This window comes from Sphingobium sp. Z007, assembly GCF_900013425.1.
GTDB lineage: Bacteria > Pseudomonadota > Alphaproteobacteria > Sphingomonadales > Sphingomonadaceae > Sphingobium.
In genome coordinates this window covers 16,755-32,405 of sequence record NZ_FBXK01000003.1, presented here as the reverse complement: position 1 = coordinate 32,405, position 15,651 = coordinate 16,755, and the positions used below count along the sequence as shown (strand labels likewise).

Sequence of the window (15,651 nt, the reverse complement as noted above, 5' to 3'; positions counted from 1 at the left end):
GCATGGGATGGTTGGCATGTAATTGCCGCTGGCGACAATTACCCGTTGCCTCAGCAAGGGTGCTCCCGAGCGCGAAGCCAGCGACAATTATGATGGCCGGTCCGGGGCGCCATTGGGCGGGTCGTAATCGCCGGCGTTGATGCGGGCGACGGCGGAACGCTTGCGGTAGCTTTCGCCGTTCATCTCGATGATGGTCGAGTGGTGCACGAGGCGGTCGATCGCGGCGACAGCCATGGCGGGATCAGGGAAGACGTTGTCCCATGCCGAAAATGGCTGGTTGGCGGTAATGGCGAGCGAGTGGCGTTCGTAGCGGTGGGCGATGAGCTCGAACAAGGCGCTGGTTTCGACCTGGTCCTTGCGGACGTAGGACAGATCGTCGAGCACGATGAGATCGAACTTGTCGAGCTTGTCGAGCATGGCGGGCAAGCTGAGGTCGCGGCGCGCGGACTGGAGCTTCTGGACCATGTCGGTGGTGGAGCAGAACAGGACGCGCCGCCCCGTGTCGATGAGGGCATGGCCAATGGCGGCAACTGCGTGCGTCTTGCCGGTCCCGCTCTGGCCGAACAGCAGCAGGTTGCCGCCGTTCTCGATCCAGTCGTCACCGGCGGCGAGGGACAAGAGGTGCGGTTTGCGGATGCCGGGGGCGGCGTCGAAATCGAAGGTGGCGAAGGTCTTGCCTGCGGGCAAGCCGGACTGGTCGCGATGGCGCTGGATGCGCCGGGAGGAGCGATCAGCCATCTCGATCTCGAGAAGCGAGGCCAGCAGGTTGGCGGCCGGCCAGCCATCGCGATCGGCGGTGTCGGTGAGGTGCTTCCAGTTGCGGTTGATGCTCGGCAGGCGCAAGGCCTTCAGCAGGGTAGGCAGTACGGCGGCGGCCTGATCCTTGGTGCGGGTCATCAGTGCACCTCCCCGCTGGCGATCAGGCTGTTGTAGCTGTGCAGATCGGGTGGCGGGATAGCGACATCGCGCTGCGATCTTGCGGTTGGCAGGAACTCGTCCCTGAGCGCATCGACATCGGGCAAGCGCCCGCTGTCGAGAGCCTCATCGATCCGCCGGGCCAGCACGTCGACACAGTCGCCCCTGGCGGCGATATCGAGCAGCGCGACGGCATCGCGGCAGGCCTGCCGTCCATCGAGTTGGGCATCGAAGGCTTGCCAGGCCCGCCGGTAGGCGTGATCGGGGAAGAGGGCTTCGCGGTAGACGAGGTTGCGCAGTGCACCGGGCTTGCGGCGCAGGTTACCGATCATGTGCCGGAAATCGATGCTATGCCCCCGGTGGGGATGACTGATCCGCACACGCGGCGTGGACATTACCCTGTCCGGACCGAGGAAGAGCTCGATGCGATCGTCAAAGAGATGCGCGTTGAGGCGCCGTCCGACGAGGCGGGAAGGCACCGAATAGGTAACCCGATCGATGGCGACGGTGCCGTTGCGGGTGACATCGACGGTGACCATGGCGAAATCGGTGGTTCGCCTTGCGGGCAGCGCCTTGAGTACCCTGCGTTCTGCATCGATGCGCGCAGCATGTCGCCGGTTCTGTCTGGCGACCTGCGCCTCAACGAACTCGCGCCAGGCCTCGATGCTGACGAAATCGCGGCTGCCCCGCCGGCGTAAGGCCTGATCGAGCCGTCGCTTGAGATGGGCATGGGGACCTTCGATCGATCCGTTCTCGTGCGCCTCGCCGCGGTTGTTGCGGGTAGCAAGCATGCCGTAATGACGACACAGCTCGTCATAGCTTCGGGTGAAATCCCGCTGCGCATCGGCGTTGAGGTTTTTGTAGGCGGCTGACAGGGAATCGCTGCGGTGTTCGGCCGGCGCACCGCCCAGCTTCCACAACGCATCCTGCAGGTGCTCCGAAAGGGCGGCAAAGCTCTCCCCGCCCAGCACGACAGCCGCATGCTCCCAGCCACTCGCCGCCAAGCGGAAGTGGTAGAGGCGATAGGCCAGGGTCTCGCCGGCAACAGTGACCTTGAGACTGTCGCATACCGTGAAATCCGACAGGCCCTGCCGACCGGGCTCATGATGCTGCGGGAAGAAGATCTCCTTCTCGCCGCCGTGCAGTGCCCGCCAGCGGGCGATCCGGCGTTCCAGTGTTCGTCGTATCGCATCGGGAACAGCATCCTCGCCGAACTCGTCCTGGAGCGTCTCGAAGACCGTGACGGCAATGATACCGTCGATCTGGAGCAACTCCTCTATACGTGGCCAGAATGGCTCGAGCGGATCGGCGCGGGTGCGCCAGTGGCGCTCCTTCTTCTTCTGGGACGGAAGCTGCGGATCGTTCTCGATCCGGCGTGCGCTGCGTTCGCTGATACCGGCCTTGGCAGCCGCGACGGCCTGGGTGTGTTGGCGACGATGGGTCATGAAGAGAAATACCTGCTGATCGGAAATGTGGTGGCCCGGCATCGCAAACCCATCGCTCGTTGTTCGATGAGTGTTCCGATACCACCGCCCGCCACAGCCCCGATCTGCCCCCCGAAAGAAGGGGAAAAAGATCGCCACCGGTTGTCTGGTCCGCTCTCCGGTCGGGGCTGCGCCCCTCCCTACGATCAGACCAGACAACCGATCCTACCGGCCATCATAGTCGCCGCTCAACCGGCCATCGTAGTTGTCGCCGCGCACCGCGCTCCACCTCAACGAGCTCGATCCCGTTCGCCGCGGCCGCCTGACCGACGTATTCCCCGACGCAGTGATCACCGGGCACGACGGCGCGACGATCAATTCCACGCTCGGCAGTGCCATTCGCCCAACCCTCATCATCATGAACCCGCCATTCTCGCGCTCGCTCGGCCGAGGCGCGGATGACTATGCGGCGGTCCGTCATCTCCAGGCAGCGCTTCGGCGCCTTCGCCCGGGCGGACGTCTCGTTGCGATCATGCCCGACTGGTTCGGCCCGAGCGCTAGGATGCGCGACCAATATGAGACGGTTCTGCGCGACGTCACCGTCAGGACCTCGATCCGCCTCGAGAAATGCTATCTCAAGCATGGCACATCGATCGCCCTCCGACTGTTCGTCATCGATAAGCTCCCTGGCCGGTCGCTGCCCGCGACGATCCAGCGTTCGTCGGTCACCGAACTGCTCGAGGCGATCTCCATCCATGAGCGCGCGCTAGCGCGCGCCGATCCGCCGACGGCCACTCCCAAGCGTGCCGGCGCCATCTCGATGTTCCGCGCCGTCAAAAGCAGCCGACCGGAGCCCAGACCCTATCACGCGCCGGTTCGCAACGACGTCTTGCCCGTACACTACGCAAAGCTCGACACCCCGGCGCCGCTGCTTGAGCAGACCGGCGTCTATCTCCCCTACCGGCCGAGCCGGATCATATTCGACAAGGCCGGCGAGCACCCGACCGCCCTGGTGGAATCGGTCGCTATGGGATCGATCCCGGCGCCGATCCCGGACTATCTCCCATACCTGCCCGAACGCACGGTTGCCGAGCGGTTGCTCTCGTCCTCGCAGCTTGAGACCGTGGTCTACGCCGGCCATGCCTGGTCCCAGCTCATCCCCGGACGGTTCAACCCCAACAAGGAAGGCGTCGGCCTCACCCTGGCCGAGGACGGCGCTGTCTATCGTAAGGGGTTCTTTCTTGGGGATGGAACCGGCGCTGGCAAGGGCCGCCAGATTGCCGCCTGCATCCTCGACAACTGGCTGCAGGGCCGTCGCCGCAACATCTGGGTGACCAAGAACGCACCGCTTCTCGAAGACGCACGCCGCGACTGGACCGCGCTCGGTGGTCTGAGCGGTGACGTGCAGCCCATATCCAACTGGAAGATCGACGAGCCGATCAAGCTCGACCAGGGCGTGCTTCTCGTCACCTATCCCACGATGCGCTCGATGCGGGGCGACCACAGCCGCCTGAAGCAGATCACCGATTGGGCACGCTCGGATTTCGACGGCGTTATCGCGTTTGACGAAGCGCATGAGATGGGCGGTGTCGCGGGCGGGGAGGGGGCTCTCGGCGCCAAGGAAGGTTCGCAACAGGGGATCTGCGGCGTTCTCCTCCAGAACCAGTTGCCCGGCGCGCGCGTTCTCTATGCGTCTGCAACCGGCGCGTCCGATGTCAACAACCTGGCCTATGCTGTCCGCTTGGGCCTCTGGGGACCGGAAACGGCCTTTGCCGATCGCGAGCAGTTCATCAGCAGCATCCGCCAGGGCGGCATTGCCGCGATGGAATTGGTGGCCCGCGATCTCAAGGCGACCGGCCTCTACATGGCGCGAGCCCTCAGCTTCGCCGGGGTCGAATATGACGTTCTCAAGCATGAGCTGACTCCCGCTCAAATCGAGATCTACGATACCTACGCCGATGCCTGGCAAATCATCCATCAGAACATGGAGAAGGCCCTCGAGCTGACGGCTGTGGTCGACGGCATGGAGAACGCGACGCTCAACAGCGGCGCCAAGGCTGCGGCACGATCGCGGTTCGAATCGACCAAGCAGCGTTTCTTCGGCCAGGTCCTGTTGTCGATGAAGTTGCCGACGGTGATCGCTGCCGCGCAACAGCACCTCGATGGTGGCCAGTCCGTCGTGATGCAGCTCGTCACCACCGCCGAATCCATCCTCGACCGCCGCCTTGGCGCGCTCAGCCCCGACGAGCGTGCCGACCTCGAGATTGATCTCTCACCGAGGGAATATGTTATAGACTACCTCGAGCGCGCGTTCCCAACACGTCAGATGCGCGTCTACACCGACGATACCGGCACGCAGCGCTCCGCGCCCATGGAGGACGACGCCGGAAACCCGGTCTACAATCCCGAAGCGGAAGCTGCTCGCTACTATCTCATCGAACAGCTTTGCGCGCTTCCGCCGATCATGTCGGCCCTCGACGGCCTCCTCAACACTTCGGGCATGATCACGTCTCCGAGGTGACCGGGCGGACCAAGCGGCTCATCTCTACCGGCGATGGCCGGCAGAAGCTCGAGACCCGCTCGACTCGCACCAGTCAGGCCGAGGCGGCCGCCTTCATGGCAGGCCGCAAGCGCATGCTCATCTTCTCTGACGCCGGCGGAACGGGGCGATCCTACCATGCCTCCCGGGACGCCATGAACCAGGAACAGCGCGTCCATCTGCTGCTCGAACCAGGCTGGCGCGCCGATCGGGCGATCCAGGGCCTTGGCCGTACCCATCGGACCCACCAGGCCAGCACGCCGCTCTTTCGTCCGGTCACGACCGACTGCAAGGGCGAACTCCGCTTCACCAGCACCATCGCGCGGCGTCTCGACAGCCTGGGCGCGCTCACACGGGGGCAGCGCCAGACCGGCGGGCAGAATCTGTTCGACCCGGCGGACAATCTCGAAAGCGAATATGCCTGCGCGGCGCTGGTCAGCTGGTTCCACCTGCTCGTAGGCGGCAAGCTCAACAGTGTCTCCCACGCCGATTTCGAACGCCGGACCGGCCTCGAACTTTGTGAAAAAGACGGCGTGATGAAGGAGGAGCTGCCGCCGATCCAGCGCTGGCTCAACCGCATCCTCGCTTTGCCCATCGGCCTGCAGAACAAGATCTTCGACGAGTTCCTGTCGTTGGTGGAAACCCGGGTATCGGCGGCGCGTGAAGCCGGACGGCTCGATGTCGGCGTCGAGACGATCCTGGTCGACAAGGCTAGGCTTATCGACGACACGCTGCTGCGAACCGATCCGGTCAGCGGCGCCACCTCGCATCTGCTGACAATCGAGATCGAACAGCGGCGCGTGCCCGTCTCCCTCGCTCGCATCCTCCATATCGCCGACGCCGATGCGACCGCCGAATTCCTCATAAACGGCAAGTCCGGTATGGTCGCGCTGCAGACGCGGGCGCGGGCACTCATGGAGGAGAAGGAAGGCACGCCGATCCCGCGTATCGAGCTGATGCGGCCCACCCGGCGCGAATATATGCGCGAGGAGGATCTCTACGAGAGCGCCTGGACCCGGATCGATCGGGACGCCTTTTCCGCCAAATGGCTCGAGGAAGCTGACGAGGCCGCGAACAAGGTCGATACCGAGACCATCCGGCTTGCGACAGGCTTGCTGCTGCCGATCTGGTCGGCGCTTCCCAGCGATCACCTCGTGGTCAACCGTATCGCCGACAAGGACGGCAATAGCTGGCTGGGTCGACTCGTGTTCGACGAGCATATCGTCCAGCTCTTCACCAAGCTTGGAATCGACCGCGCCGAGAATCTCCCGCCGACCGATATCATCAAAGCGGCCTTCTCCGGTCGAAGCGTCGATCTCTCCCGCCCGTTCCCGATGACGATCAGACGGGCACTGGTGAATGGGAGCCAACGCATCGAACTGGTCGGCGCGCCAGCACAGCAGCTGGCATGGCTCAAGTCCGTCGGGTGCTTCACGGAAGTGATCCAATACAAGACCCGCGTTTTCCTGGCCGTCCCGACGGCCGCGGAGACGCTCGATCGCATCCTGCTCGGCAGCAGCTGATCGGCCAGATGCGAACCTTCGGCAAACGACCCGAGGCGCCTTGGGAAAGAGGTGAGGGGGAGCGGGGACGGTGTCCGGAATGTGCCGGATGCCAAAAGGAGTTCCCTCAGTGATCCAGACCATGAAACTCAGCAAGCTGCGGCTCTCGCCGATCAACGTGCGCCGTCTCCCCGAGGAGAAGCTGCAGATCCCGCAGATGGCGGCGGACATCGAAGCGCGGGGCGTCCTTCAGAACCTCCTCGTCACTCCGGCCAAGAAGCCTCGCGGCACGTTCGAGGTGTTCGACGGCGGCCGGCGCCTGCGCGCGCTCCAGCGTCTCGCCGACGCGGGCACCATCAGGGCGGACGATTACGACGTGCCGGTCATGGTCCTGCAGGCCGATGACGCGACACTCTCCGAAACGTCCACGGCGACCAATTTCCAGCAGCTCAAGATGACGCCGGCCGAGGAATGCCGCGCGTTCCAGCACTTCATCGGCACGACCGGCGATATCGATGCCGTCGCCAAGCGTTTCGGCGTCACGCGGCGGTTCGTGGAAGGCCGCCTTCGGCTGGCGTCGCTCGCCGAACCGATTTTCGAGGCGCTGAGCGCGGGCGAGATCACCATCGACGTGGCGAAGGCCTACGCCTCGACCGAGAACCAGGAGAAGCAGCTGCTGGTCTGGAACAGCTATCAGAACAACCACGTCAACGCGGACACGATCCGCCGTGTCATCGCCAACGAGACGCTCAAGGCGAACGATCCGATCGCCATCCTGGTCGGCGAGGCCCGCTATATCGACGCCGGGGGCAAAATCGATGGCGACCTGTTCACCGACGGCAACGACCGCTGGGTCAACCCCGAGATCGCACACCGTCTGGCCGGCGAGATCATGGAGAGGGAGGCCAAAAGGATCGGCGAGGAAATGGCCTTGGCCTGGATCCGTCCGATCGCGAGCAATTATGCGCATAATGCCGCACATGGCCTCTACCGCGCCATCCTCCAGGCGCCAGCGCTGACTGACGAGCAGGCCGCCCGTTTGCACGACATCGAGCAGCGCCGCGGCGAAATCGAAGCCGAGATGCAGGACGAAACGCTCTCCGAAGATGATTCCAAGTTGCTCGACCAGGAAGACGACCGGCTCCTCGCCGAAGCTGGAGAAATCGAGAACCGCGCGCCCGTTCTGCCTGACGAACTGAAGCCGCACGTCGGCGCGTTTCTGCTCCTGACCCCCCAAGGCGAAATGCGGCTCGACACCCAATATTATAGCGAGCAGCAGATCCTCATCGAGGAGCCGACGGGACGCGGCGCCGAAGACCAGCTGGACGGGGACAGAGGCGGAGACGGTGACCGCTCTACGAGCCGCTTCCGCATCGCTGACAGCGAGCCGCGCGAACCGAAGCACCGGCCTGAGGCCGTGGCGCCGGGCGGCAAGCCGCTCAGCGCCCGGCTCTATGACGAACTGGCGATGCAGCGTCGGGACATTCTCGCTTCTGCGCTCCTGGCTCAGCCGGCGCTCGCTCTCGATTACGCGCTTTTCGTGATGATCGACTCGCGCGGTCATCCATCGAGCCCATCCAGCGACAACGCCGTCAAATATGGGACGACCGTTGGCGCCGGCAGGCCGCAGGATCCGGCAAGCGACGTGCCGGCATCGCGGGCGCGAGACTATCTCGCCGAAGCGCATGAAGGTCTCGATGCCGCCTGGACTGAGCATGAGAGTGAAGTCGATCGGTTCGAGGGATTCCGCGCTCTGGACGACGACAGCAAGGCGAACTGGCTCGCCTACATTGTGGCAACGTCGCTTCAGGCGAAGCACGGCATCAGCAACGAGCAGATCCCGTTGCAGAACCGATTGGCCTCGATCCTCGACATCGATGTCGCGAGCTGGTGGCGGCCGACCTCGGAGAACTTCTTCGACCGGGTCAACAAGGGCAGCATCCTCAGCCTGCTGAACGACATTGGCGGACCATCGCTCACGTCCCGCCATGCCTCGCTCAAGAAGACCGAGATCTCGCAAAGCTGCCAGAAGCTGTTCGCAGGCGACGCGATCGTCGAACCCGAGACCAAGGCGGCGGCCCTCGCATGGGTGCCAAACGCGATGCGATTCTCTGGCGTTGTCTCCGATGAATCCCTTGAGGTCGTCGAAATCGATGACGACGATGCGGGCGTCGGCGGCGTCGATGCGGGTCGCCCAATCTCCGATACACCTGAAGTGGCCGGAGAGACCGAGAACCTCGCGACCGAACCCGCCACCGCCTGAGCTGCAGGCGCACTTGGTCGCCAGCACGCGCTGCCGATCTACACTACCCAGCACCCCCTCCTGGGCACCTCGCCGCCGGCACTTCCGGGTGTCGGCGGCAGGTCTTTGCCCGCTTTCCGGAGCACTTGTCATGTCCGCCAAAACCAGGCCGAGCCGCGACGTCGCGGCCGAGATCACCAATCTCATCATCCGCAAACTCGAAGAAGGAGTACCCCCCTGGAGTCGGCCCTGGCGCTCAGAGGGTGGCGGTAGCCGCCCGCTGCGGCATTGCGGCACGCCGTACACCGGCATCAACACCTTCTACCTCTGGGCCATCGCCGACGCGCAGGGCTACCGCTCGCGCTACTGGATGACGTTTCGCCAGGCCGAGGCACTCGGTGGCCATGTGCGCCGCAGCGAGCAAGGCTCGCTCTCCGTCTATTATTCGAGCTTCAAGAAAACGGAGTCGAACCCGATTACCGGTGCTGAAAAGGAGCGGAGCATCCGCTTCCTGCGCCACTACATCGTGTTCAATGCCGACCAGGTCGATGGCCTCCCGGCGTATTTCTATCCGTCGGTGCAGGAGCCGGCGCCGATCGACGCTTCGGTCCATCAAGATGCGATCGACCGCTTCTTCGCTGCCATCCCTGCGGACGTTCGGCACGGGGGCGACCGGGCCTATTTCAGCCCGACATTTGACTACATCCAAATGCCGCCGCCCCGCACGTTCCGAACGATGGATCATTACGCTTCGGTCCGAGGCCACGAAACCACCCATTGGTCAGGCAGCGCGAGTCGGCTGGCGCGTACCTTCGGCAAACGGTTCGGCGACAATGCCTATAGTTTCGAAGAACTGGTGGCCGAGATCGGCAGCGGCCTCATTTGCGCGCATCTTGGCCTTCCAAACGAACTTCACGACAGTCACGCCAGCTATGTCGGGCATTGGTTGAGCATCCTCAAGGGTGACAAGACCGCTATCATCCATGCCGCCTCCAAGGCCGAACAGGCCTTCAACTATCTGTTGTCCTTCAGCGAGGAAGCAGCCGTCGAGCAAGCCGACGGCTTGACGAGCGATGTCGTCGGCACCCTCGCCCACGCTGCGTGAGGGAGCCCACCATGCCACTCGAAACCAAGATTCTCGTCTGCCTCTCGACCGCCCATGTTGATGGGAGCACCGCCCGCGAGCTCGACGCGCTCATCGAATTTCCTTTGCCGCTCGCCGCGATCGGCAACCCTGACATCTGGCAGGGACTGATCGTCGCGGAGCGATGGCAGGAATATGGCTGGTTCGTCTGGGTGAAATCATCCGGTCGCACCGCAATGCCGGCCTCACTTCAATCCTGCCTCGACTACGTCGAGACCGCCGGCGCCGAATGGGTCCAGTTCGACCGAGACTGCGAGCCGATCACCGACCTGCCAACCTTCGACTGGTAGGCCAATCTCAAACCGATGAAGGAGACCCGCCATGGGCTGGCTCTACATGCCCCGCTCCTCGATGGGCGGACACGCTTCTGCGAAAGCCTATCTCGATGCCCAGTTCACCTATGAACGCCCGCGCGATGACGGGTCGTCATACGGGCTCAAGGTCCTGGCCTCGTCCTGCCCGGGGAACCGGGTCTATTATGCGGCAACGCAGGTCATCACCAACGGGATAGCAGGCGAGGTATTCGCCATCGTCTGCCTTGTCCGATGGAACCCGCGCGACAAGGAAGGCTTGGTCCTTGGGTATAAGGACATGGAGGAATCCATGGGTCCGTGCGAGGCCGAGTGCTCGGCTCGTATCCTCGACCTGCTGACTCCAACGGAAAGCGAATATGCGCTCGACTGGCGCCGTCGCTGCGTTGAGAACCTCAAGCGGCGGGCTCGCACGATCGAGGATGGCGATCGCATCAAACTGGCGGCGCCGCTGACCTTCACCGATGGCCATGTCGGTGACGAGTTCATCGTCCAGAAGCGCGGCCGCAAGCTGAGTTTCCGTAATCCGGATGGACACGGCCGATACCGGATCAGCGGCTTCAAGGATCTGGCATGGGAGATCGTCCCCGAGACCAAGGTCCACAAGACGATCTTTGCGTGAACGGCTCTGCCAGTATCATGCGCCCCTGAAGAGGATTCATCATGCTCGCCCCAATGCTTTCACCCAAACGCCTGCTTTTGTGCAGCCGTGAAAATGCAAACCGCGTCGCATCGCGCCTGTTCGACCTCCAGTCTGGCAGAATCAGCATCGTGCGAACTGGCAACCCGCTCCAACCTTTCCGCGTTTGCACGGCGCCGTCTCTCGGTGACCATGTCGAGGTGGAGATGGTATCGTGATGCGACCGATCCTGATGGTCTCGCTGGCCGTCGTCTCATGCAGCGCGTCACCCGCTCCGGCCGATCGCCAGGAGTTCGAGGCGAGGGCCCGCGCGCTTGACGGGGATACCTTGGCCGTCGATTTCAGATTGCTCGGGGTCGATGCGTTCGAGCGCCGACAGCTCTGCGAGCGCGCGAGCAGCTGCTGGCCTTGCGGAAAGGCAGCCCAGGACTTCGCCGCGAACGCCTTGCGTGCGAAAACAGCCACGATCCAGCTTACTCCGAGCAGCACCTATGGCCGCCCTGTTGCCGTGGTGACGACCGATGGAAAGGATCTAGGCGAGCGCCTGATCCGAGCGGGCCTCGCACTTCCCGAGCCGCAATATCTGGGCAACGATCACGCTCGCGCGGCCCGGTACAGCGTCGCTTTCGAACAGGCGAAGGCCGACAGGGCAGGGGCCTATGCCGGCCGCTGGATTGACCCCGCTCGCTGGCGACGAGGCGAGCGACTGCAGTGCGAGCGCTGACGCCAGCTTACCGATCGAGCGTCGGATCCGCCCACCACGACGGACCCTGCACGAAATCGCTATCGATCTGCACCAACGGCCCGTCGGGCGCATCGGCCACATAGGGATTGGTGAGCGGCATGCGCGATCCACGCAGCCGCATCACTTCTCCGGCCACGCGTCCGCGCCGCTCGAGCAGATCCTCCAGCCACTCCAGATCGTCGAGCATCGCGACGACACCGCGACCGGCGAGGCAGAAATAGATGCAACGCTGGAAATCATCCGCGCCGTCATTGGCAAGGATCGCGGCGAGCTTTGTCTTGCCGGCGGGATCGCCTTCGTGAACCCAGCTCACTGCCTCGCGCAGTTCACGCACCGAGTAATAAGCGTCCTCGACATGCACGCCGATCGCGGCGTTCGCGATCATCCGGCGGGTCGGACGGTTCTCGGCGTCGAGCGCGGCATCGCGCAGCGTGATGTCGAGATCGAAACGGTCGTGGAACGCGGTCTTCTTCATGGCGAACTCCTGCTTTGGGAACGTACCGTGAACATGCCGGACGGTCAAGGCAAGTGGGCGATGGCTCGCTGAACGGGGAATATATCGATGCCGCTCGAAATCATCATTGGCTTGCCGCACCTGAGCGACGGGCCTATCCTCCAACGGGCGCGGGCTTTGCAGCGGCCCGCGCTCATATCGGCAAACGGGCTCTCGTATTGGACGAATAAACGAGGCCGGCGCGAATGGGCGGGCTGGCGGCTGGCGCAACTGGCGAACGCCCACGGACTTTCCGCGCTTTGCCTCGATTCCGCCGGCTTCGTCGCGGCATCCCGCTACGGCGGCTTCCCCTGGACGATCGCCGACTATGTCGCGCTGGCGGCCGCTTTCCCCTTCCGATGGTGGGCGAGCGCAGACTATTGCGTCGAGGCCGAAATCGCCCGCGACCGCGACGAGGTCATGGATCGCCTGTCGCGCACCATCCGCGCCAACCGCGACTGCCGACGCCTGGCCGCGGATTATGGCATCGTCGACACGATGATGCCGGTGATCCAGGGCCGTCGCCCGGACGACTATGAGCGCTGCATCGACGCGATCGCCGATTGGCTGCACCCGGGGGCGCTTATCGGTGTCGGAAGCATGTGCCGGCGCGATGTTCACGGCCCTGAAGGGCTGATCGCCGTCATCGACCATCTTGATCGGATCCTGCCCGCCGGCGTTCGACTGCACGCCTTCGGCGTGAAGGGCGCGGCGCTCCCGTTCCTTCTTCCTTATGGTCGCCGTATCGAGTCGATCGACAGTCAGGCTTACGGCGTCTCCGCGCGCCGGAGCGCGTTTCGCCACGGCATCGCGAAAACCGATAGGCTGGTCGCTGATCATATGGAGAGCTGGATCGAAGCGCAGCATGTGCGGCTCGCCCAGCGACCACTGCAGCTTCCCCAGTGCCTGACAGTCCCTCCCGACGCCCCGCCATCCGACTCTTGGGAGGCATCGATCGCCCAGGCACGCGAAGAGATTCGTGACCTGATCGAGGCCGGAGAACTCGACCACGACGAACTGACCAATCCGTGGATCGAGCATTGGGCAGCCGACATCTACCGGCATCGCCGCGCCGCCTGAGAGAGGGGAGGGGGAATGGAGGAGTGAGCTTTGGGCTCGCCAGAGGGGAAAGCACGCAGCCTCGAAGTGTGCGCCTCCCGATTCCCACAAGGAGATCCGCCTTGACCGCACCGCATCCCACCGGGGGCACCATGCTCTCGCTCGCCCGCATCGCCCCGGGCTACAATCCGCGCCGTTACTTCGACCAGCGGAAGCACGACGAACTCGTCGCCTCCTTCCGCCTTCGCGGCATGCTCCAGCCGATATTGCTGCGTCCGGCGCAGGACGCCGGTGACACCTACACCATCGTCGCCGGCGGGCGCCGCTATCGAGCCGCGATCGAAGCGTTTGGCCCTGAAGGTGAGGTGCCGGTCATCATCCGCGAGATGACCGACCAGGAGGCTCTTGAAGCCGCCATCGACGAAAACGACAACCGCGACGACGCATCCGAAACCGAACAGGCAGATGCCGCGGTTCGTGTCCTCGCGGCCTGTCAGAACGATCGCGCCGAAGCCGGTCGGCGTCTGGGCTGGTCGCGCGCCAAGCTCGATCGCCGCCTTGCGCTCGCCGGCCTTTCCGACGCCGTCAAGAACGCGCTCGATCAGCGCCGGATCAAGGTCGGTCACGCCGAGCTGCTGGCTGCCGTTCCCGCGGACAAGCAGGACAAGGCTCTCGAAACGATCCTCGGCGCTGGCCTCGACATCGGGAAAACGCGAGATCTGCTCATGCGGATCACGCAGGATCTCAGCACCGCCTGTTTCGACAAGACGGAATGCACCGCCTGCCCGTTCAACTCGGCATCGCAACGCGCCTTGTTCGAGACCCATGTCGACGATGGTCACTGCACCAACCCGACGTGCTTCCAGCTCAAGACCGAAACGGTCGAGAATGCCCGCCTCGAAGAGCAGCAGCACACCGCGGCCGCTGCTCAGACCGATCATCACGGTGCCGATCTTGAGGATGATGACGAGCAGGATGACGGCACGGATGAGGCCAGAGCGCCGGCTGATCGTGACGATCTGTCGGGGGGCGGAGCGCCGTCCATCGTCCGCGCCGCCATCGCGTCCAACCCGGCGTCTCCGGGCGGAAGCGCGAAGACGACCGCACGGACAAGCGGGCCATCGGTCACCGCAAAATCGATCGCGACCCGCACCACCGATCTTCGCGAGGCGACCTGGCGGACCGCGCTTGCCCGTGGCCTCGCGCATAACGCCGCGCACGCGCACACCGCGATCCTCGTCGCCGCGATGACCGGCACCCTCTCGCAGATCAAGGCGAGCACGCTGACGGCGCGCGCCGGGCTTTTGATCAACTCGGCTTTTCCCGACCTCGCTTTCAATGCCAAGATCGAGGCGATCCGCGCGCTTTCCGGTCCGCAGGCCGAAACGGTGCAGTCCGCGATCGGGGCGGCCTATGCGATGGACGTCCAATCCTTCGGGCATGTCGCGGACCTCGCCCGGGCATGCTGTGTCGACCTGCGCCACGGCTGGAAAGTCGATCGGCCCTTCCTCGAGCGCTACACCAAGGACGAGCTGAAATTCATCGCCCAGGAATGCGGTCTCGTCGCGCACATGGGGGAGAAAGCCTTCGGAAAGCTGCTCGCGTCCAAGAAGACCGACCTCGTGACCGGGATGCTCAATGCGGCCCGTTTCGATTGGGCCGGTCGCCTGCCGAGCGCGATGACGCTCGATGGAAAATACGGCCCGCCTCCGATCATCGCCGCTCCGGAAGCCATCCTTCCGCACACCGAAACGCGCGTCAGCGAACTTGCGGCCTGATCGCCACCTCTCCCACTCAAAAAGGACAGACAGCCATGCTGATCACCAACCTGCTGCCGCTGCTCGGCCGCTACTCGCTCGGCTTCGACCTCGTCGCCGGTCCCGACGATACGGTCACCCTCACGATCATTCCCCGGAATGTCGAAGGCAAAACCCATAGCCTCGAAAAGGGTGAGACCCGACCGATCTCGATTACCGCGAACGCTTCTGAGATCGATGCCGAACTCGCTAAAGGCACCGACGGCGCGCTTGGCCAGCTCATCAGCACGCGCAAGACGCTTGCCGACCAGATCTCCGAACAGCGAGAGGCCGCCGAGGCCGCGCGCGCGGCGTCCGCCGAGGCCGCCAAGGCGAAGCCCGCAGCTCCGACACCGAAGCCGCCCGCATCCACCAGCCCGTCGACGACGCCAGCGGCCGGCGCGCTCCCGGCCGACGCCAAATCGGATGAGCCGACAAGTCTGTGGTGATGGATTTCGCCGCAGCCCCCTTCAATCGTCACCGAGGAACCCACGATGCAGATCAACCAGCTGACACGCGCCTTTCGATACGACGGCATCGATCTTCCGATACCGCCGCATCTCGCCAGCGACCTTCAGGGTCTGCGCGCCTATCACTCCACCCTCTATCCGGCGATCCTCAACGCCGAACTGGTCGATGCCGGCGTCACCGGCGGCGTCCACGTCACCGAATATCGCCGCGCTGTCGGCACGAAGGGCTGATCGTGCCGCGCCCCAACGGCGCGGCCATCCCCGCCGCCCCACGCATGACGCTCCTCGAATGGATCGAGAACGACGATGGCATCACAACCGGTCCTCCCCAACCTCCCTGCAGCAGGCAGGCCCAGGCCATCCATGCCCAG

12 protein-coding genes and 1 pseudogene are annotated in these 15,651 nt (G+C 64.3%); 10 read left to right on the top strand and 3 right to left on the bottom strand.

Annotation, left to right across the window (positions count from 1 at the left end; genetic code table 11):
- Window positions 1-87 precede the first annotated feature (87 nt).
- Together istB and istA are read right to left on the bottom strand one after the other, a co-directional pair.
- Entirely contained in the window at window positions 88-897 is an 810-nt protein-coding gene (istB, locus tag CEQ44_RS07020) for an IS21-like element helper ATPase IstB (RefSeq protein ID WP_020818758.1), read from the bottom strand.
- A complete protein-coding gene (istA, locus tag CEQ44_RS07015; RefSeq protein WP_167331044.1) occupies window positions 897-2,360 on the bottom strand; it encodes an IS21 family transposase in 1,464 nt (487 codons plus the stop codon). Before istA ends, istB begins: the two co-directional genes overlap by 1 nt.
- Window positions 2,361-2,622: 262 nt before the next feature.
- Here istA and CEQ44_RS24955 point away from each other — a divergent pair.
- The 6 genes and pseudogenes from CEQ44_RS24955 to CEQ44_RS06980 form a co-directional block, all read left to right on the top strand.
- Window positions 2,623-6,401, top strand: a pseudogene (locus tag CEQ44_RS24955) (strawberry notch-like NTP hydrolase domain-containing protein); the annotation flags it as partial.
- Window positions 6,402-6,510: 109 nt separating this feature from the next.
- On the top strand, window positions 6,511-8,643 hold the full coding sequence (locus CEQ44_RS07005) for a ParB/RepB/Spo0J family partition protein (RefSeq protein WP_088183829.1): 2,133 nt from the start codon (window positions 6,511-6,513) through the stop codon (window positions 8,641-8,643).
- Window positions 8,644-8,773: 130 nt separating this feature from the next.
- Window positions 8,774-9,727, top strand: a complete 954-nt coding sequence (locus tag CEQ44_RS07000; protein ID WP_088183830.1) for an ArdC family protein — start codon at window positions 8,774-8,776, stop codon at window positions 9,725-9,727.
- Window positions 9,728-9,738: 11 nt separating this feature from the next.
- A complete protein-coding gene (locus CEQ44_RS06995; protein ID WP_088183831.1) occupies window positions 9,739-10,056 on the top strand; it encodes a hypothetical protein in 318 nt (105 codons plus the stop codon).
- Window positions 10,057-10,087: 31 nt separating this feature from the next.
- Window positions 10,088-10,699 carry a hypothetical protein gene (locus CEQ44_RS06990; protein WP_088183832.1) on the top strand — a complete coding sequence of 204 codons (612 nt, stop codon included), beginning with the start codon at window positions 10,088-10,090 and terminating at the stop codon, window positions 10,697-10,699.
- Window positions 10,700-10,934: 235 nt separating this feature from the next.
- Window positions 10,935-11,441 carry a thermonuclease family protein gene (locus CEQ44_RS06980; RefSeq protein ID WP_088183834.1) on the top strand — a complete coding sequence of 169 codons (507 nt, stop codon included), beginning with the start codon at window positions 10,935-10,937 and terminating at the stop codon, window positions 11,439-11,441.
- A 7-nt stretch (window positions 11,442-11,448) separates the two neighbouring features.
- Here the strand turns inward: CEQ44_RS06980 and CEQ44_RS06975 are convergent, their stop codons facing one another.
- Window positions 11,449-11,937 (bottom strand): hypothetical protein, encoded by a 489-nt coding sequence (locus CEQ44_RS06975; protein WP_088183835.1) that lies wholly within the window; start codon window positions 11,935-11,937, stop codon window positions 11,449-11,451.
- 87 nt (window positions 11,938-12,024) lie between these two features.
- On the opposite strand from CEQ44_RS06975, the gene CEQ44_RS06970 reads away from it, so the two are divergent.
- The 4 genes from CEQ44_RS06970 (at window position 12,025) to CEQ44_RS06955 (ending at window position 15,511) form a co-directional block, all read left to right on the top strand.
- A complete protein-coding gene (locus tag CEQ44_RS06970) occupies window positions 12,025-13,035 on the top strand; it encodes a hypothetical protein (protein ID WP_088183836.1) in 1,011 nt (336 codons plus the stop codon).
- Window positions 13,036-13,136: 101 nt separating this feature from the next.
- Window positions 13,137-14,792, top strand: a complete 1,656-nt coding sequence (locus CEQ44_RS06965) for a PRTRC system ParB family protein (RefSeq protein WP_088183837.1) — start codon at window positions 13,137-13,139, stop codon at window positions 14,790-14,792.
- Window positions 14,793-14,827: 35 nt separating this feature from the next.
- Window positions 14,828-15,259, top strand: a complete 432-nt coding sequence (locus CEQ44_RS06960; RefSeq protein WP_088183838.1) for a PRTRC system protein E — start codon at window positions 14,828-14,830, stop codon at window positions 15,257-15,259.
- 45 nt (window positions 15,260-15,304) lie between these two features.
- Window positions 15,305-15,511 carry a PRTRC system protein C gene (locus tag CEQ44_RS06955; RefSeq protein ID WP_088183839.1) on the top strand — a complete coding sequence of 69 codons (207 nt, stop codon included), beginning with the start codon at window positions 15,305-15,307 and terminating at the stop codon, window positions 15,509-15,511.
- The last annotated feature ends 140 nt before the right edge of the window (window positions 15,512-15,651 follow it).

Coding starts and splice junctions, on each gene's coding strand:
- CEQ44_RS06975 (WP_088183835.1), bottom strand. CDS start 11,937: ATGAAGAAGACCGCGTTCCACGACCGTTTCGATCTCGACATCACGCTG.
- istA (WP_167331044.1), bottom strand. CDS start 2,360: ATGACCCATCGTCGCCAACACACCCAGGCCGTCGCGGCTGCCAAGGCC.
- CEQ44_RS06960 (WP_088183838.1), top strand. CDS start 14,828: ATGCTGATCACCAACCTGCTGCCGCTGCTCGGCCGCTACTCGCTCGGC.
- CEQ44_RS07000 (WP_088183830.1), top strand. CDS start 8,774: ATGTCCGCCAAAACCAGGCCGAGCCGCGACGTCGCGGCCGAGATCACC.
- istB (WP_020818758.1), bottom strand. CDS start 897: ATGACCCGCACCAAGGATCAGGCCGCCGCCGTACTGCCTACCCTGCTG.
- CEQ44_RS06970 (WP_088183836.1), top strand. CDS start 12,025: ATGCCGCTCGAAATCATCATTGGCTTGCCGCACCTGAGCGACGGGCCT.
- CEQ44_RS06990 (WP_088183832.1), top strand. CDS start 10,088: ATGGGCTGGCTCTACATGCCCCGCTCCTCGATGGGCGGACACGCTTCT.
- CEQ44_RS06955 (WP_088183839.1), top strand. CDS start 15,305: ATGCAGATCAACCAGCTGACACGCGCCTTTCGATACGACGGCATCGAT.
- CEQ44_RS06995 (WP_088183831.1), top strand. CDS start 9,739: ATGCCACTCGAAACCAAGATTCTCGTCTGCCTCTCGACCGCCCATGTT.
- CEQ44_RS06980 (WP_088183834.1), top strand. CDS start 10,935: ATGCGACCGATCCTGATGGTCTCGCTGGCCGTCGTCTCATGCAGCGCG.